The following is an 18,045-nucleotide window of genomic DNA, read 5'->3' on the forward strand; positions in this document are numbered from 1 at the left end:
AAACGGTCGGCCGTGTGGGTCGTCCGCCCCGGCCCCGCCGGGTGGCGCCCGGTGCGCGGCCTCGGATCAGGCGGGCACCGGCCGCGCCCGGTCGGCGGCGAGCAGGGCGGCCATCGCGCCCAGCATGGTCCCGGTCACCCACCGCTGCACCCGCTGCCACAGCGGCCGCCCGTTCAGGAAGCCCGCGACCGCCCCCGCGCCCAGCACGATCAGACCGTTCACGGCCAGGGCGATGGCGATCTGCACCGCGCCCAGGCACAGGCTCTGCAACCACACCCGCCCGTGCTCGGGCGTCACGAACTGCGGGATCAGCGCCATGTACATGATCGCGATCTTGGGATTGAGCAGATTCGTCACCAATCCCATGGCGAACAGCCGCCGCGTCGGATCGGCGGGCAGCGCGTCGGGGGTGAACGCCGAGATGCCGCCGGGGCGCAGCACCTTCCAGGCCAGCCAGGCCAGATAGGCGGCCCCGGCGAACTTGATCGTCAGATACAGGCCGGGCACCACCGCGAAGACCGCGGTGATTCCGGCCGTCGCCGCGCCCAGATAGCACGCGAAGCCGACCGCGACGCCCGCCAACGAGACGAATCCGGCCCGGCGTCCCTGCGACACCGTGCGGGAGACGAGGTACATCATGTTCGGTCCCGGGGTGAGCACCAACCCCAGCGCCGCGGCCGCCACGCCCAGTATCGCCGTCGCCTCGATCATGCGGTCGATACTCCCCGGCCCGTGGGCCTGCTGTCGCGGGCCAGTCGGCAACCACTGGCCCGGCCGTTCACGACCGCAGCGTGCCCGGATACAGGTATTCGTCGGCGGGCGGTTCCTCGCGGTCCAGCCAGGCGGTGAAGAACCCGGTCAGATCGTAGCTCGTGCGGGACCGCACGAATTCGCGGAACTCCGGCATGGACGCGTTGCCGTAGGCGTGCCCGACCACGAAATCCCGGATGGCGGAGAAGAACACGTCGTCGCCGAGGGTGCGGCGCAGGGCGTGCAGGAACAGCGGGCCGCGGTAGTAGACGGAGGTGAACTCGTACCCCACGCCCGGATCCTGGAGTTTGATCTGCCAGAACTTGGGATTGTCGTAGAACTCGGCCAGGGTGTCGCGGTACTCCGCGTCGACGTCCCTGCCCTCCTTGCGCTCCGGCCACAGATAGTCGGCGGTGTAGCTGGCGAAGCATTCGTTCAGGCAGATGTCCGACCACTGCCGCACCGACATGGAATCTCCCCACCACTGGTGAGCGATCTCGTGCACCACGGTCTGCAGATCCGTCCACGGCGCGTAGATGGGCCGGGTCTGGGTTTCGAGCGAGAACTCCAGGTCGGTGTCGACGTAGATGCCGCCCGCCACATCGAAGGGGTAGGGCCCGTACAGTTCCTCGCCGAAGTCGAGAATCTCCGGCAGCCGCAGCTCGTTCTCCTTGGCGTCCAAGGCATCCGGTGCGAACGCGCTCAGCAGCGGGGTGCCGTCGGCGCGGCGCTGCTCCAGGAATTCGAAGCGGTCGATGGCGACGGTGGTGAGGTAGCCGATCACCGGATGCCGCGACTCCCACCGTGTGGTCCGGCGACCGTCGGTCACCGTATCGGTGGTCTTGGCGCCGTTGGACATGACCTCCCACTCCTGCGGCACCGTGGCGGTCAGCGTGAAAGTCGCCTTGTCCGTTGGTGTGTCGTTGAGCGGGTACCAGCTGGTGGCCGAATGCGGCTCGCCCGCGACGAAGGCCCCGCCGCTGGGGGAGACGTACCAGCCGGAGTTCTCGTCCGCGCCCACCGGCCCCGCGTAGTCGACCTCGACCGTGAACGGCAGGCCGGGCAGCAGCGGCAGCAGCGGGGTGACGACGAGTTCGTGTTCGTCGGTGCGGTCGAACCGGGCGGGCAGATCGTTCACCGTCACCGTCGCCACCTCCGGACCGGCATAGTCCAGATTGAAGGTGCGCAGCGCCTGGGTGGCCCGGGCATGCACCCGGGCCGAACCGGTCAGGTGCCGGGTGGGCGGGTCGTAGTCGATCGCGACGTCGTAATGGGTGGCGTCGTAGCCGCCGTTGCCGTCCAACGGGTAGTAGGGGTCACCGAGCCCGGGCGCACCCGCCAGCGGATCGACCGGCTGCGCCTGCGCGGGAGCGGCCGAGGCGGCCGACGCCAACGCGACACTCGCCACCGCGTACCGCCACCACCTGCGAGAAGTCACCGAGCCGCCCCTTTCCGGCATCCCTTGCCGATCAGCCGATGCTAACCGCCGCGTGTCAGTGGCTGGTGCCCGACACCGCCACGCTCGCACCCAGCCCGAAGATCATGACGCCGCCCGCGCCGCCGACCGCCTCCAGCCGCTTGGGCGAGCGGGCGAACCAGCTGCGCGCCGTCCCGGCGAGCAGCGCCCACGCGCTGTCCGAGACCAGGGCGATGAGCAGGAAGGCCAGGCCCAGAATCAGCATTTGCAGCGGTATCGCCCCGCTCGCCGGATCGACGAACTGCGGCAGCACCGCCGAGAAGAAGATGATGGCCTTGGGATTGCTGACCCCGACGAGGAACGCCTGGCGCAGCATCTTGTTCCGATGCGCCGGCTCCACGTCGGCCCGCAGCGCTTCCCGCAGTGACTTGCGGTCGCGGATGGCCTGGATGCCGAGGTACATCAGGTAGAGGGCGCCGACCACCTTCACGATGGTCAGCGCGACCGCGGACGCGGCGACCAGGGCGCCCAGCCCGGCGGCGACGCACAGGAGGACCAGCAGCACCCCGACCGAATGGCCGAGCACCGACAGCAGGGCCGCCCGCCGTCCGTTGGCGAGGGCGCGTCCGATGACGAAAAGTACACCGGGACCGGGGATTACGATCAGAACGGTGGCCGCGACGAGAAAGGCCAGCAGATTTGCGGCAGGGATCATCGGCCTAGTCTATGCGTGTGCACCTATCTCCGGTCCACGGAATATCAGGTCCCGCGTAGTTCGTCCGGCAGCTGCTGCGGATCGATGAGCAGTCGTTTGGCGTCGACCCGGCGCACCTTGGCGGCCAGGTCCAGATTGTCGGTGAGCAGCTGCCATTCCACCTCGTGGATGGTGGTGCGGGCGCGCTCGATGATATTGAGATCCCGGGTGCCCCAGGCGATGGGCATCATGGTCACCGCATGCCACAGCTCGCCCACGGAGGCGGGGGCGCGGTCGATGCGCACGGTCACCGAGGGCACCCGCTCCCCGGCGCGGATCCGGTGGCCGGGCAGGCTGCGGACCGTGCGGGTGACCAGCGCGTAGCGCGGACCGTCGGCGGTGGGCTTGGCCAGATCCACCAGGGCCAGCAGGGTGGTGCCCTTGGCGGTGCTCTCCGAGACGACCGCGGGGACGAGCGCGCCGGTGGCGTAGAGCTTGTCGATGCGGGCGCGATGCGGGGTCCACAGTCCCACGAACAGCGCGGTCGCCGAGCCCAGGGCGAAGGCGACGGCGAGCAGGTAGGACCACGGGTGGTCGAGCCAGATGAGGTAGCCGGTCCCCACGCCGAGCACGACCGACGCCGCGATGGCGAGCACCCGAATCCGCCGCAGGTAGGCGGCGACCTCGTTGACCGTTCGGGCATGCTCACGATCGACCGTGAATTCGAAGCGCCGTCGCACGTCGGTTCCCTCCCGCCCTTTTATGGAGGCTGCCGCTCCATTTTTATCCTATCGCCGGACCCAGTAGGTCGTCCGCATCCGTGATGCGATAGGCGTACCCCTGCTCGGCCAGGAAACGCTGTCGGTGCGCCGCGTATTCGGCGTCCAGGGTGTCCCGGGCGACCACGGAGTAGAAGTGCGCCTGCCCGCCGTCCTGTTTCGGTCGCAGCAGGCGGCCCAGCCGTTGCGCCTCCTCCTGCCGTGAGCCGAAGGTGCCCGAAACCTGCACCGCCACCGACGCTTCCGGGAGGTCGATGGAGAAATTGGCGACCTTCGAGACCACCAGCACCGGGATCTCGCCCTGCCGGAACGACTCGAACAGGGCCTCCCGCTCCTTGGTGCGGGTGGAGCCCTGGATCACGGGTGCGTTCAGATGTTCGCCCAGTTCCTCGAGTTGATCCAGATAGGCCCCGATGACCAGGCTCGGCGCGTCGCGATGCTGCGCCAGAATCGATTCCACCACGGCGAGTTTGGTGCGGGCGGTGGAGCACAGCTTGTAGCGCTCCTCGGGTTCGGCGGTGGCGTAGGCCATGCGCTCGGCGTCGGTGAGCGTCACCCGCACCTCGACGCAGTCGGCGGGGGCGATCCAGCCCTGCGCCTCGATGTCCTTCCACGGCGCGTCGTAGCGCTTGGGGCCGATGAGGGAGAAGACGTCGCCCTCGCGGCCGTCCTCGCGCACCAGGGTCGCGGTCAGGCCCAGCCGCCGCCGCGACTGCAGATCGGCGGTCATGCGGAAGACGGGCGCGGGCAGCAGGTGCACCTCGTCGTAGATCACCAGGCCCCAGTCCCGGCTGTCGAAGAGTTCGAGGTGCCGGTACTCGCCCTTGGTCTTGCGGGTGATCACCTGATAGGTGGCGATGGTGACCGGGCGGATCTCCTTGCGCTCGCCGGAGTACTCGCCGATCTCGTCCTCGGTGAGCGAGGTGCGGGCCAGCAGTTCACGCCGCCACTGCCGCCCGGCCACGGTATTGGTGACCAGGATCAGGGTGGTCGCCTTGGCCTTGGCCATGGCCGCCGCGCCCACCATGGTCTTGCCCGCGCCGCAGGGCAGCACCACCACGCCGGAACCGCCCGCCCAGAAGGAGTCGGCGGCCATCTCCTGGTAGTCGCGCAGGTGCCAGCCGCCGGATTCGAAGTCGAGGTCGATGGGGTGCGCCTCGCCGTCCACGTACCCGGCCAGATCCTCGGCGGGCCAGCCGATCTTCAGCAGCGCCTGCTTGATGTGGCCGCGTTCGGAGGGATGCACGATCACGGTGTCGTCATCGAGGCGGGCGCCGAGCATGGGCGCGATCTTCTTGTGCCGCAGCACTTCTTCCAGCACCGCGCGATCCAGCGACACCAGCGTGAGCCCGTGCGCCGGATGCTTCACCAGTTGCAGCCGTCCGTAGCGGGCCATGGTGTCGACGATGTCCACCAGCAGCGGCTGCGGCACCGCGTACCGCGAATAGGTGACGAGCGCGTCCACCACCTGCTCGGCGTCGTGTCCGGCCGCTCGCGCGTTCCACAGCGCCAGCGGTGTGATCCGATAGGTGTGCACATGCTCGGGCGCGCGTTCGAGCTCGGCGAACGGCGCGATCGCCTGCCGCGCCGCGTCGGCCGACTCGTGGTCGACCTCCAGCAGCAGCGTCTTGTCGCTCTGCACGATCAATGGACCGTCGGTCATGCCACCTCCTGGATCGGGCCCGCCCACCCGGGCCGTCGACCATTCTTCCCGAAGCCCCCGACACCGCGCCGGGCCCCGCGTGCGTGTTCTTCCCCGGTGGCGGGTCGGCGCTGTGAGAATCGCGGTGTGACCGGGTGAAGTTCATTCGTCGGAAAGCCCTCGAGACCCCAGTTTCGATGGCTAAGATCACACCCCATTTGGACGTACGTCCAGCTAATGGGAGTCGACGGACAGCGGGTGATTCGATGCGCGGGGTCGGAGCGGGGGACGACGCGGGCGGACGGCGACGGCGCGGGCGCTGGGTAGCGGGCCTCGCCGCGACGGTGGTCGGGGCGGCGCTGCTGGTGGCGGCACCGGGGGCGGCAGCGCCGACCGCGTTGCCGGATATTCACGTCGAGGACGGTCGGTTCGTCGACGAGGCGGGGCGCACCGTGCTGCTGCACGGCGTCAACAATGTGGACAAGGACGCCCCCTACATCGAACTCGGGGACGGCTTCACCCTGACCGCCGAGGACGCGGAACTGCTCGCCCGGCACGGATTCAACGTGGTCCGGCTCGGCGTCGCCTTCGACGGCCTCATGCCCACCCGGGGCGTCGTCGACACCGCGTACCTGGACCGGGTCGCCGCGGTGGTGGACCTCCTCGCTGCGCGCGGCATCTACACGCTGATCGACAATCACCAGGACGGACTGTCGAAGATCTGGGGCGGCAACGGCTTTCCCGAATGGTCGCTGCGCTCCCGGCCCGGCGCGCTGGAGCCGAATCCGGGCTTCCCGCTCTACTATCTGATGCCCAGTATGAATCGCGGCTGGGATGAGGTGTGGCACAACGACAATGGGGTGCTGGACCAGCTCGGCGTCGCACTCGGCGCGCTGGCCGCGCGGTTGGCGGAGCGGCCGGGCATGCTCGGGATCGAGCTCATGAACGAGCCGTGGCCGGGTTCGGCCTTCCTGTCCTGCTTCCCCGACGGCTGTCCCGGCTTCGACGCCGTCTACCAAGCGGCCATGCAGCGGCTGACCGATGCGGTGCGTGCCCGCGCCGCCGATCTGATGATCTTCTGGGAACCCAATGTGACCTGGAACGAGACCATGCCCACCAATCTGGGGAGGAATCCGCCCATCACCGCGCCCGATATCGGCTTCGCGCCGCACGACTACTGCATTCCCAGCCAGTTGGCCATCTATCTGGGGCTGCCCGCGGGCCTGCGGGCACTGTGCGGGGTGCAGCAGGACAAGACCTGGGGCAATATCGACGCCTTCACCCGCCGCACCGGGATACCCGCGCTGGTGACCGAGTTCGGCGACGGTGACGCCACCGTGCTGCGCAATACGCTGGTGCGCGCCGACGAGCGCTTCATCGGCTGGATGTACTGGCACTACGCCTCCCGCTTCGGGGCGGGCGGTCCGCGCCCCGATCCCTTCCACGGCGAGCTCGGCCGCGAACTCGTGCGCACCTACCCCCGTGCCACCGCGGGCGTGCCCGGCCGGATGGTCTTCGATCCCGCCGACGGCGACTTCGCCTACCGCTACACCCCGCGCCCCGCCGCCGGGCCGACCGAGATCTACGTATCGGACCTGCACTATCCGGACGGGTACCGGGTGCGGGTGGAGGGCGGCACGGTCACCTCGGCTCCGGGGGCGCGGGTGGTGACGGTGGTCGCCGACGCGAGTACGCCGGTCTCGGTGTACGTCAGCCGGCCCGATTCGACGGGCGAGACCGTGCCGGAGGGGCCGGTCGGCACCGGATCGGCGAGTGGTGGTTCGATCGAGTCCGGTTCCGCCGGAACGGGTTCGGGCGATTCGGGGTCGGCGGGGCCGGGCTCGGCGGCCACCGGCTCCGCGGGGTCGAGTTGAGGCTGCGCCGCCCCGGAAACCCGGGGCGTGCCGGTCTGTAACGGGACGGCGATTCGGCGCGACACAAGGGCGCGGGACCCATAGCTGGTCATGTGCCCAGATAATTGAGAGGGAACACTTGTGAACTACTTCAGCCTGCAGTTGCTCAACAACTTCCTACCCATGATCCTCAACCTGTCGCTGCTGGGCATGCGTGGCGGTGGGATGTACTACTACTGATTCGCCGCTCCATCGCGGGACTGATGCGGTCGCCGGTCGCCTGCGGGTAACCTCAGGCCGTTCACGGCGGCCGTGAACGGTTCGGTGAGAAAGGTTTTCGCAGGTGAAGTTCGCACCAACGAGGCTTATCGCGCGCCTCGTGCTGGCTCTCGTGGCGGTCGCCGCGCTGGCCGGATGCTCGATGTTCCAAGAAGCCAGCAAGTCCGACACCGCGAAGGCGCAGGTCGGCGACTGCATCAATGTCATCTCCGGGTCCGCGGTCGACTCCGAGACGGAGCCGGTCGACTGCTCCTCCGAGAAGGCCGTCTACAAGGTCATGGACGTCCACGACACCAAGACCGAGTGTAAGGAGGAGTACACCTCCTACGAGGAGACCCTGAACGGCGGCACCACCGCGTTCCTGTGCCTGGCCCCCAACTTCAAGGAGGGCGCCTGCTACAACGAGAGCCCCACCACCGGATACAAGAGCGTGGACTGCTCCGCTCCGGAAGCGTCGTTCAAGGTGACCAAGCGCATCGACGGACAGACCGACGAGTTCCTCTGTGATACCGCGGCCATCGGCTACCGCATCGTCCCGGATCCCAAGATGACCTTCTGCCTGGGCAGCCCGAAGAGCTGACCGGGGACCGGATCGGCCCGCCGCATCCCGGGTGCGGCGGGCCGATCCGTATCCGGCGCCGGAGTCATGCCGTGCACCCGGCGTCGCGAAGTCCGGCCGCGGCCCCCCGACCGCGCAGGACCAGCCGATCGGGGCCATCGCAACCGTGACGACCGGAGTCATCGCGGCCGGTGCCGACCGGAGCCATCGTGATTCAGTCGACCAGGGCCACCGAGGCGATGCGGTGCAGCGTGAAGGTGCGCACCGTGCCGGTCACCGTGTCCAGGGCGTCGAGTTGGCCGCCGCCCACCTTGACCGGCTCCACCACCCGCTGCGTCGCCACGCCTTGGGCGTCCACATAGCCGATGTGCACCGGGCGGTGGACCCGGGCGGCCAATTGCAGCAGTGCGAGGGTGGCGGCGGTGCTGGTGCGGGTGCCGTCCGAACGCACCGCCTGACCCGAACGCGCCTGTGCCGCAAGCTCTCCCGCGCGCAGCTCGCCCACCAGCGAGCGTAGTTGCTCCGGGCTCGGTGGGTTCGGACGGTACACCGGCCGCGCATTCGGGCGCGGGGCGACGCGGATGCCGCGCGGCCGCAGATCCACGACGGCCCCGGAGGAATCCTCACCGGCCGGGCTGAAACCCGCCGCCCGCAACTGCTCCAGCACCTCGCCCAGCGGCGCCTGGGAGATCGCCACCGTGGGCGCGACGGCTCGCAGCGCCAGCTGTCCGGCCACCGGGGCGGCCAGCACCTCGGCCAGCAGCGCCGGATCCTCGCTGCGCACGAAGGATTGCGCCATCCCGACCCGCAGCCGGCCGTGGCGGCGCGCCACATCGTCGATGAGGTAGGTCAGCGACTGCGGAACCGGGGTGCGCGAGTGCGTGGTGAACAGATTGTGGAGTTCCGCGGCGGTGGCTCCGGCGTCCAGGGCGCGCCGCACGGACGTGTCGCTGATGCGGTACACCGTTGCGGCACCGGCGGATTCCACCTCGGCGACCAGGGAGATGCGGTCCTGGAGTTCGGGTGTGAGCGGTCCGGGCGCGATGACCGTCAGATCCGCCTGCACCAGGACGTGGTCCACCGGTTCCGGCAGCGCCGCCGCCATCGCGGCCTCGGCATCGGCGGGACCGGATTCGTTGCCGTGCAGCAGGGCTCGGCCCGCGGAGGTGAGCGCGCCGTGCGCCACCAGTCCCAGCGCCTGTGCCTCGGCCAGGGTGCTCGCCACCGCGTCGGTGCGGAAGTGCCGCCGCCAGCGCGGCTGCCGCCAGGCCAGCACCCGGCTCAGCTCCGCCGCCGACACCGCTGTGCCGGAAGGGAATTCGCCCAACAGGTCGAGGATGGCGCGGCGATCGCGAACGGCGTGCAGGGTACGCAGCTCGGCCGACAGCGCGGCCAGGGGTTTGTCATTGGCGTCGCGCAGGCCGATCATCCACGGGAAGCGGTCCAGCTCCAGCCAGGCGCGGGCGAGCACCACCCAGCGTTTGGCGGGCGCGGCGGCGGCCCAGGCGTCGGCGGTGGTGGTGGGTGCCCAGTGGTCCTCGAGGTCGCTGTCCGCCGCGGGCTCGGGAATGCCGCGGTCCACGAGGCGGGCCGCCGTGAGCACCTCGGCCAGCAGGCCGAGGCGCGACTCGTCGATGCCGGTCTGTTTGGCGATACGCCGCGTTTCGCGCACCCCCAGCCCACCCGAGCGCAACACGGGAGCCGGTGTGCGCCCGAGTGATTCCAGCAGTTCCGCACTGTGCCGCAGCAGTTCACCGACCTCGCCTGCGGCGGCCGCGTTCACGTCGGCGGCGGTGAGTCGGGTGGTCGCGGGCTGCGGTGGGGTGAGCGCGTGCGGATCGGTGGTGGGTTCGCGCCGCAGCACCTGGCCGACCATGGGCGGCAGTTCGACGGTCTCCGCGTCGATCCAGTTCAGCAGTCGGCGTGCCAGCAGTCGCTGTACCGGGCGATCGGCGGACGTGCCCGGCGCGGCATCGCGGGTGCGGCCGCGCGGGCCGGTGGTGGCGAGCTTGTCGAGCAGCGCGCGTTCCTGGGCGGTGAGTTCGCCCAGCGCGGAGTCGATCTCGGTCGCGGTGAGGGCGTCGGGAATCTCCGTGGTGCTGCCCAGCGGCCACGGCAGCGCCTCCTGGGCGGCGGGGGTGAGCCGCAGCGCCTTGTCCGAGCCCCAGACCAGTGCTCGCGCCCGCAGCCGGTCCACGGCGGCGTTGATCGCCTTCTTGCCCACCCGATCGCCCAACAGCTCGTGCAGACGCGTTCTGGGCATGGCGACGGGCGTACGGGCGTCGGCCGCTCCGTGCACCGCCAGGGTCTCGATCACCGCGAAATCGAGCGTGTCCAGTTCGTCGGTGGCCCGCAGCACGGAGGCCCGTTGTTCGGTCCGCGCCGCCAGTACGGCCATCGAACCGGGCAGCGGCACAGCCAGATCCGGCCGTAGCTGCAACAGCTGAACCAACTCGTCGTCCGACCGGGCCGCCAGCCACTCCGTCAGCGAGGCGGCCTCGGCGGCGGCCTTGCGGCCCTTCGCGCCGGTCGCCCTGCCGCGCCCAGCGGCCTTCGTCTCCGACGTGGCGGCTCCGGACCGCCGGTCGGCCGCACCCGCACCCGCAGCCGCCGGGCCGCTCCCGGAGGAATCGACGACAGGCGCGGTTGCTGCGGCCGTGGTGGCGGGCGCGTCCGCACCGGGTGGGGTACTCGCACCGCTCGCGGCGCTCTCGGATGCCGAACCCGGATCATCCGCGTCGTCCACGACGTTGGATTCGGCCGCCGCTGTGGTCGGCGCGCTGTCGCCCACCGGTGGTGCCGAGCGCGGATCACCGACCGCATCCGGTGAGGCGCCGCCGGACGGTGCGGAAGCCGCTGCGCCGTCGGCGAACTCGGCGTGGGCGGGGCCGCTATCGGTCACGGCGGACCAGCGGGGCGCGGTTGCAGGACGACCGGCCGGTACGGGTGGCGGGGCACGTTTCGATGGCCGTCGCGCCGAATCCGGGGTGCGACGGCCACCGCGCGAGGTGTCGCGCCACGAACCGCATGGGGTGAAGCGTCGTCAGCGGTTGATGACCGTGTGCGGGTGCACGTACGGCAGCTGATCGACCGGAAGCGGAAACTCGGTGTCCTCGCCGTAGGGGGAGAGGTTGCCGGAACGAGTCGACGACAGTTCGGTCACGGCATGCTCACCGCTCGGCACTTCCGGCCAGCCATTGTCGACATACGGTTTCTTCGATTTGTTCACCACGGGCTCATTCTGGCATGGGGAGGGTGGGGCCGCCTGCCCCGGCACCCGGATATTCCGACGGGGACGGCGCTTTTCCGGCAAACGCGGTGCGGCGGCACGGGTCGCCCGACCGCGGCGGCCCGGCTCCGGGGGATGTCGGGCGTGTTCTCGGCACAGCGAAGCCCCGCATCGCCATTGATGATGCGGGGCTCGGCCGTACGCGACAGGGATTACTGCGGAAGCAGGTTCTTGTTGGCCTCGAAGAAGTCCACCACCGCGGGATCGAGCTTGACGCCACCGCTCTTGGCCGCGTCGACGAAGGCACGCGCCTCCTGCGGGATGTTGATGCCGTTCTGCTGGGCGACCTCGAAGGCGCGGTCGACGGCCTGGAAGACCTGCTGGCTGCTGTCGGCGGCCTGGGTCTGCGGCGCGGCGCCGGGGTTCCAGCGCGGGGTCTCCTCGGCCGGGGCGCTGCGCGGCGTCGGAGCGCTGCTCAGGCCGAGGCTGGAGGAGCAGGAGGGCCAGGCGCCCCAGCCCTGGGTCGCGAGCACGCGCTCGGCGACGACGATCTGCTCTTCGCGGCTGGCCTGGTAGGCATTGGGGGCGAATTCGCCGCCGCCGTGGGCGCGCCACGTGCTGGGCGAGAACTGCAGGCCGCCGTGGTACCCGTTGCCGGTGTTGATCGACCAGTTGCCGCCTGCTTCACACTGTGCGAGGCGATCCCAATCGGAGTCGGGAGCCGCGCTGGCGTTGCCCGCCAGGGCCACTCCGGCGCCGCTGATCATGGCGCCGGTGACGGCGACCTTGGCGACGGTGCGGCCGGTGTTGGTCGGCTTGCGATGGCGTCCACTCATGTTCGGGTCGTTTCCTCTCGTACGCTCCTGCGAGGCCGACTACCGGGGGCGAACTGAGAGGTCGTCCGTCCCGGCGCGCTGGTGCGCGCTGTTCCTCGCCCTCACCCCTGGTTCCGTGTGGGGGTCCGTACCCGCGGGGTGAGGTTCGGTGCGGCGGGCCGGTGGCGCCGGGCTGACCCGGCTAGCGAGAGACACTACGACTACCGCCGCGAAAAATCACTATTTGGTAACCGGCGGGTCTGATCGAGTGGCGATCCGGCACAAGGGCTTCCGCAGACCCGTCTGTGCTGGTGGTCACGGCGTGTCTGGCCCGAGAGACTCCTGTCACCGCGCCGTTATCGGCTCGTTATGTGATGAAGATCACATGTGTAGCCGAGTAACGGAATGGGCAATCCGCGTGTCCGCGGGTACCCCCGGCGGGTTTATCGCGCGCGCCGACCGGACCAGAGCGCGAACACCACTCCGCACAGAAAACCGAGCGGTGCGCACATGGCGAGGAGATAGAGCCAGAGCCCCGGCTCCGAATCGGCGAGAATCGCCCAGCCGAAAATGCCGATGATCGCCAGCAATCCAATGGCGAACAGGACGATCGCGGTATGCAGCAGCCAGGTCCCGGACCTGCGCGGGGTCGAGTTCGAGGAGGTGTCGGACACCTCGAGACCATAAAACTGATGTGCTCGGGCTATTCACACCGGGGTAGACTCGAAGCATTCGCGTCCCTCATACCTGTGTGGGGCGCGTTCTTTCGCAAGTGGATAGGTTGCGGACGTCTGGTCCGACAACGAGTTGTGCCCGGGAGGCCGGGCATCCGAACAACGAACGGGTGAGCGCAGTGCCGACCGGCAAGGTGAAGTGGTACGACGTCGAAAAGGGCTTCGGCTTCCTTTCCCAGGATGAGGGTGAGGACGTCTATGTCCGGTCGTCCGCATTGCCGGAGGGCGTAGAGGCCCTCAAGCCCGGCCAGCGGGTGGAATTCGGCATGGCGGCGGGTCGGCGCGGCCCCCAGGCCCTGAGCCTCAAGCTGCTGGAGACCCCGTCCGTGCGCGGCCAGGGGCGCGGCGAGCGCCGCAATGCCGAACCCGCCGCTCCGCGAAAGACTCCCGACGAACTGCACGGTCTCGTCGAGGACATGATCAAGCTGCTGGAGATGAAGGTGCAGCCCGACCTCCAGCGCGGCCGCTACCCCGATCGCAAGATGGCCCAGCGCATCGCCGAGGTCGTGCGCGGGGTCGCCCGCGAACTCGATCACTGACCGGCTGGTCGAATCAAAGGCAGTGCCCCGGTTGCGGTTTCGTCACCGGGGCACCTTCGGGCCTCGGTCGGCTCCGGCAGTGACGCGGCCGACTATCCGACCGGCGAATGGTCTCGGCGGCCGCCGCCTAATCAGTGTCCGTGTGGCGGTCAGGCGGCAGTGAGAATCGACCACTCGGCGTGCGGGATCGCGATCTCCGCACCCGTGTCGATGTCCCGGGCATTGATCAGCAGCTGTACGACCACGCCGACCAGTTTCCGCTCCGGCGAAGACGGCACGGTGATCGCGACGGTGCCCTTGTCGTGGTCCAGCCAAGGGATGTCCTCACGGTCCTCCGACCCGTCGGGCAGCAGGTAGTACGCGCGGACCAGCCAGGGCGCGTCGGTGAACCGCGACGGAAAAGACAGTTGCAGCGGGTAACCGCCGGGCACATCGAGATTCGCGAATGTGCCGGTGCGGCAGTCGTCTTCGCCGGGGCAAGTCAGTCCCAAGTCCGCGGAGAGCCGGTCGGCCGGGTCCGCCGGCAGGACTCGGCAATCCTCCATCCGAACGTTGCACAACATATACGGATCGACGGTGATCGCCTTGCCGTGCGCATAGGCGGTCAGGGTCGGCTTCGGCTCGTCGGCGTTGCGCACCGCGAGCGCCACCACCGTCGCGACGGCGGCCACGAATACGAGCAGCGCCGCTGCGACGAGGGCGAGGATCGTGCGGGCGTTCGGTTTGCTCACCGGTGCTTCCTGTCCGTCATGTGGCGGGTTCCCCCGCGCCGTGCGTGCGGGAGGTCTCCTGTTTCGCGTGCTGAGGTCGGTTGCCGCCCAAACCGGGCAGCAGCGAATGACCACGGTAGCTGACCACGGTCTGCACCAGACCGAGTGCCATGATCGCCGTGACCACCAGAAAACCCTTCCAGTACTCGGTCGGCAGCAGCACACCCGCCGCGCCGCCCAGCACCCACGACAGTTGCAGCACCGTCTCCGAACGGCCGAAACCTGAGGCGATGGACTCCGGCGGCAGATCGTCCTGGATGGAGGCGTCCAACGACACCTTGGCCAGCGCGCTGGCCCCCGCCGCCACCAGCGCCGCCACCGCCGCGCCGATCAGATTGCCCAGGATCGCCGCCAGCACCGTGACCGTCACACAGGCGATGGTGCAGCTGAGCACGATGAGCGACGGGCGGCCCAGTCTCATGCGCGCCCCGGTGGCATTGCCGGTGAAATTGCCGACGGCGGCCGCCGCCCCCACCACGCCGAGCATGGCGGCCTGCTGCACCGGCCGATGCTCGGTCGCCTTGGCGACGAACGCCACGTAGAACGTCAGGAATCCGGTCAGGATGCGGATGGTGCCATTGCCCCAGAGCCCGGTCACCACCGCTCGGCCCAGGGGCTGGCGCCGCTTGCTCGGCTGGATCTTCGCCGCCTGACTCGGATCGAGTACCTCGGTGCGGGCGTCGCCGCCGTGATAGCCGAGGGTCGCGGGCACCTCGCCCTCGGTGACCTCCACCCACGACGGAATCCGCAGGCTCAGATAGCACCCCGCGCCCGCCAGCACGGCCGCGAACACCAGCGCCCCCGGCGTGTGCAGCACCGAGGCGATCAGGCCGGTGATGCCGCCCGCCACCAGCGTGCCGCCCACCAGGCCGAAGACGGTGAGCCGGGAGTTGGTGCGCACCAGGTCGATTCCCGGCGGCAGCACCCTGGGTGTGACCGCCGATTTCAGCACGGAGAACGACTTGCTGAGGATCATCATGCACAGCGCCAGCGGATACAGCGCCCAGGTGTCGTAATTGAAGATCAACAACACCGCCACCACGACGCGTATCGCGAACGAACTCGCCAGCGCGATCCGGCGACCCCGTTGCAGCCGGTCCAGCATGGGCCCGATGAGCGGTGCGATCACCGCGAACGGTGCGATCGTGATCAGCAGGTACAGCGCCACTTTCGTCTTGGACTCGGCGGTGGCGCTGGCGAAGAACAGCGTATTCGCCAGTGCCACCGCGATGGCGGCGTCGGTGGCGAAATTGGCCATGGTGGCGTAGACGAGCGCGGTGAGCCCGGACTCCTCCGCGCCGTCGGCCTTGGCCGCGCGCTGGAAGGTCGCGAAGCCGCGATTGGTGAGCTCGATGCCGCGCCGCGCGGCAACCCGGGTGACGGTCAGCTTGCGCGGCGGCTTCTGTAGGCCAGGACTGGTGATCGCACGGGTGCGTTCCGGATGGTCCGGATCGGTGGCGGCGAACGGGGCGGTCGGCGGCAGGTCGCCGGAATCGGGCGCGGTGGGCTCCGAGGCTCCGGTCGCGGGCAGTGCCCCGGCGCCGGGCGGCGTCCGCCGGGCGGAACTCTGCGTGGGCGCTATGCCGCCGCGCGGCTCGCCGGGGGAGTGGGGGCCGCCGCGCGGTTCGTCCGGCGGCACGGGGACACCGCGCCGCGTCGCCCGCGACCGGTCGGCCCGGCGCGCCAGGAATTCCGGCAGGTCCGGATCATCCGGCGGCGGTGTGCGCGCGGGTGTGTTCGGCGGCGGATAGTGGTCGTACCCGGGGTGCCGATCGATGAGCGGGTACTCCTCGTCCCTCCACCGCCCGGACTCGGCGTCAGGGTCACGAGGAGATGTCACGCCCCAATTCTTGCAGTGTCCACCGACGGCGTCGCGGGCCGCCGCACCCGGACGTGCCCACCAGCGCGAATGCGGTGGGCGGGACCGTCACTCCGGGACGAAGCGGACCTCGAAGGAGGTGGGCCACTTCTTGCCGGTGAGCAGGAAGCGGTCGGTGCCGGGGATGTGGGCGATGCCGTTGAGCACATCGCTGGACGGCGTGCGGGCCGAGCGCGGCAGCAGCCCGGACGCGTCGATGACGGCGAGCACGGTGCCGGTCTCGGGGTCGATGCGCAGGATGGTGTCGGTGGGCCAGGCGTTGGCGTAGACGGAACCGTCCGGCGCACAGTCGAGTTCGTTGAGCCGCGTATCGCCGCGGCTGGCGAGGGTGACCTCGCCGACGGGGGCGAAGGTCTCCGGATCGCGGAAGGTCAGGGTGGCGGTGCCATTGCTCATGACGATGCGGTCGCCGCGCGTGCACAGACCCCAGCCCTCACCCTCGTAGTCGGTGCGGCGCAGTTCGGTCAGGGTCCGGGCGTCGCGGGCGATGGCGACGCCCTCGGTGTAGGTGAGCTGCCACAGCACGTCACCGGCCCGCGTGATGCCCTCCCCGAACAGCGGTGCGGGCAGGTCGGCGCGGGCGTGTTCGGCGCCGGTGGCCAGGTCGCTGGTGCGGACCAGGGATTCACCGGGCAGGCCGGTGCTCTCGTACAGCACGCCGTCGTGGATCTCGAGGCCCTGGGTGAACAGGGCCGGATCGTGCGGGCGTGTGGCCACCACCTCGGCGCGCAGCCGCGGCGCGTCGTCCGGTTCCGCCGCACCGCACGCGGCTGCGGCTCCGAACAGCGCCGTCGCCGCCAGAAACACGGCGATGCGCCGTCCGAACAGGCCAGTCACCACCGGTGCACGGTGTTTGCGCTCCATACGGCAAAATGTAGGACGTGAGCGCTGTTCCTGTTTCGGAGTCCGGTGTGCGGCCGATCCTGGCGGAGGCGGTCGAGCAGGCCCGTCGCGCGCTCGTGGAGCTGGAACCGACCGGTGTCGGTGTCCATCTCGGCGTGTCGGCGGAGGACGAGTCCTCGGCCACCCATCACTTCGAGGCCACCCTGCCCGGCTACGGCGGCTGGCAGTGGGCGGTCGTGGTGGCCGCGCCGCCGGAGGCCGACCACGCGACCGTGAGCGAGTCCGCACTGCTGCCCGGGCCCGATGCCCTGGTGGCTCCCGACTTCATTCCGTGGGATCAGCGCATCCGCCCCGGCGATCTGGCCCCCGGCGATCTGCTGGCCCCGCCCGCCGACGATCCGCGCCTGGTCCCCGGCTATCTCGCCACCGGCGATCCGGTCGTCGACGACGTCGCCCTGGAACTCGGACTCGGCCGCAGCCAGGTGCTGTCCCGCGAAGGCCGCGAGGAAGCCGCCGACCGCTGGTACTCCGAATTCGGCCCCGACACCGATATGGCCCGCGCCGCCCCCTCCACCTGCGGCCTCTGCGGCTTCTACGTCCCGCTCGCCGGTTCCCTGCGCGCCGCCTTCGGCGTCTGCGCCAACGCCATGGGCGCCGACGGCCACGTGGTGCACGTCGACTACGGCTGCGGCGCCCACTCCGACACCGTCCTCCCCACCGGCTCCGGCTCCCCCCTCTACGAGGCCTACGACGACGCCGCCGTCGAGGTGATCCCCACCGCCGACCTGCGTCGGCCGGAGGAGGCGAACACATCCGCCGGCGTACCGGAACCGACGGACGCCGGCCAGGATGCCGAGCAGGCGACCATCATCGAGGAAACGGCGACCAGCGACGGCACCCCTGCCGCCGCTGATGTCGCGGACGCCACCGCCGCGCCGACGCCGGACCGCGCGGATGCCACCACGGCGTCGGCCGATGCCGCCGAGGCTGTCGTGACCGGTGAGGCCGTTGCGGAGCGCGAGGGCACCACCGAATCGACGGGGACGGTCGGCGAGCGCGTCGAGTCGACCGGCGCGGCCGGGGAGTCGGCCGATCCCACCGACGCCGCGGCGCGGGCGACCGTGGCGGGTGTTGCGGAGTCGAGTGCGGCTGTGGTCGATACGACCGGTGCTGCGGATTCCGGAGCGGCGGGTGCCGTGGCCGAGGCGGAGGTGACTCCCGTCGGGATGGTCGCCGCCGCGGCTGACGCGGACGCGACCGACG

The 18,045-nt window shown here is 70.2% G+C and carries 15 protein-coding genes and 1 pseudogene; 4 read left to right on the forward strand and 12 right to left on the reverse strand.

Annotation, left to right across the window (positions count from 1 at the left end):
- Positions 1 to 66: 66 nt before the first annotated feature.
- From ON31_RS04100 to ON31_RS04120, 5 genes are all read right to left on the reverse strand, one after another.
- On the reverse strand, positions 67 to 711 hold the full coding sequence (locus ON31_RS04100; protein ID WP_039809362.1) for a LysE family translocator: 645 nt from the start codon (positions 709 to 711) through the stop codon (positions 67 to 69).
- 67 nt (positions 712 to 778) lie between these two features.
- Positions 779 to 2,188, reverse strand: a complete 1,410-nt coding sequence (locus ON31_RS04105; RefSeq protein ID WP_306306410.1) for a M1 family metallopeptidase — start codon at positions 2,186 to 2,188, stop codon at positions 779 to 781.
- 55 nt (positions 2,189 to 2,243) lie between these two features.
- A complete protein-coding gene (locus tag ON31_RS04110) occupies positions 2,244 to 2,882 on the reverse strand; it encodes a LysE family translocator (RefSeq protein WP_029930910.1) in 639 nt (212 codons plus the stop codon).
- A gap of 44 nt (positions 2,883 to 2,926) precedes the next feature.
- A complete protein-coding gene (locus ON31_RS04115; RefSeq protein WP_039809366.1) occupies positions 2,927 to 3,601 on the reverse strand; it encodes a DUF3239 domain-containing protein in 675 nt (224 codons plus the stop codon).
- Between the two features lie 43 nt (positions 3,602 to 3,644).
- Positions 3,645 to 5,303, reverse strand: a complete 1,659-nt coding sequence (locus ON31_RS04120) for a DNA repair helicase XPB (RefSeq protein ID WP_029930912.1) — start codon at positions 5,301 to 5,303, stop codon at positions 3,645 to 3,647.
- 245 nt (positions 5,304 to 5,548) lie between these two features.
- Here ON31_RS04120 and ON31_RS04125 point away from each other — a divergent pair, with 245 nt between their 5' ends.
- Positions 5,549 to 7,156, forward strand: a complete 1,608-nt coding sequence (locus ON31_RS04125) for an endoglycoceramidase I (protein ID WP_081592200.1) — start codon at positions 5,549 to 5,551, stop codon at positions 7,154 to 7,156.
- A 322-nt stretch (positions 7,157 to 7,478) separates the two neighbouring features.
- Positions 7,479 to 7,994 carry an LppU/SCO3897 family protein gene (locus ON31_RS04130; protein ID WP_039809368.1) on the forward strand — a complete coding sequence of 172 codons (516 nt, stop codon included), beginning with the start codon at positions 7,479 to 7,481 and terminating at the stop codon, positions 7,992 to 7,994.
- A 193-nt stretch (positions 7,995 to 8,187) separates the two neighbouring features.
- Here ON31_RS04130 and ON31_RS04135 read toward each other — a convergent pair whose 3' ends face one another.
- The 4 genes from ON31_RS04135 to ON31_RS04150 all read right to left on the reverse strand — a co-directional run bounded on the left by ON31_RS04135 (position 8,188) and on the right by ON31_RS04150 (position 12,691).
- Positions 8,188 to 10,461 carry a helicase-associated domain-containing protein gene (locus ON31_RS04135; protein ID WP_039809448.1) on the reverse strand — a complete coding sequence of 758 codons (2,274 nt, stop codon included), beginning with the start codon at positions 10,459 to 10,461 and terminating at the stop codon, positions 8,188 to 8,190.
- A 555-nt stretch (positions 10,462 to 11,016) separates the two neighbouring features.
- Complete coding sequence (locus ON31_RS04140; protein WP_029930916.1) at positions 11,017 to 11,205, reverse strand: hypothetical protein; 189 nt, start codon at positions 11,203 to 11,205, stop codon at positions 11,017 to 11,019.
- Positions 11,206 to 11,414: 209 nt separating this feature from the next.
- On the reverse strand, positions 11,415 to 12,038 hold the full coding sequence (locus ON31_RS04145) for a transglycosylase family protein (protein ID WP_029930917.1): 624 nt from the start codon (positions 12,036 to 12,038) through the stop codon (positions 11,415 to 11,417).
- Positions 12,039 to 12,460: 422 nt separating this feature from the next.
- Positions 12,461 to 12,691 (reverse strand): hypothetical protein, encoded by a 231-nt coding sequence (locus ON31_RS04150; RefSeq protein WP_039809371.1) that lies wholly within the window; start codon positions 12,689 to 12,691, stop codon positions 12,461 to 12,463.
- A 179-nt stretch (positions 12,692 to 12,870) separates the two neighbouring features.
- On the opposite strand from ON31_RS04150, the gene ON31_RS04155 reads away from it, so the two are divergent.
- Entirely contained in the window at positions 12,871 to 13,290 is a 420-nt protein-coding gene (locus ON31_RS04155; RefSeq protein ID WP_029930919.1) for a cold-shock protein, read from the forward strand.
- Positions 13,291 to 13,439: 149 nt separating this feature from the next.
- Here the strand turns inward: ON31_RS04155 and ON31_RS04160 are convergent, their stop codons facing one another.
- From ON31_RS04160 to ON31_RS04170, 3 genes are all read right to left on the reverse strand, one after another.
- Positions 13,440 to 13,961 (reverse strand): DUF2771 family protein, encoded by a 522-nt coding sequence (locus ON31_RS04160; RefSeq protein ID WP_255221976.1) that lies wholly within the window; start codon positions 13,959 to 13,961, stop codon positions 13,440 to 13,442.
- A 76-nt stretch (positions 13,962 to 14,037) separates the two neighbouring features.
- A complete protein-coding gene (locus ON31_RS04165) occupies positions 14,038 to 15,900 on the reverse strand; it encodes an MFS transporter (RefSeq protein WP_081592201.1) in 1,863 nt (620 codons plus the stop codon).
- A gap of 87 nt (positions 15,901 to 15,987) precedes the next feature.
- Positions 15,988 to 16,803: a glutaminyl-peptide cyclotransferase gene (locus ON31_RS04170; protein WP_039809376.1), complete on the reverse strand. Its 816-nt coding sequence runs from the start codon at positions 16,801 to 16,803 to the stop codon at positions 15,988 to 15,990.
- A gap of 47 nt (positions 16,804 to 16,850) precedes the next feature.
- Here ON31_RS04170 and ON31_RS36165 point away from each other — a divergent pair.
- Positions 16,851 to 17,559: pseudogene (locus ON31_RS36165) on the forward strand (DUF3027 domain-containing protein); the annotation flags it as partial.
- Between the last annotated feature and the right edge of the window lie 486 nt (positions 17,560 to 18,045).

The organism is Nocardia otitidiscaviarum NBRC 14405, from assembly GCF_000308635.1.
Lineage (GTDB): Bacteria > Actinomycetota > Actinomycetes > Mycobacteriales > Mycobacteriaceae > Nocardia > Nocardia otitidiscaviarum.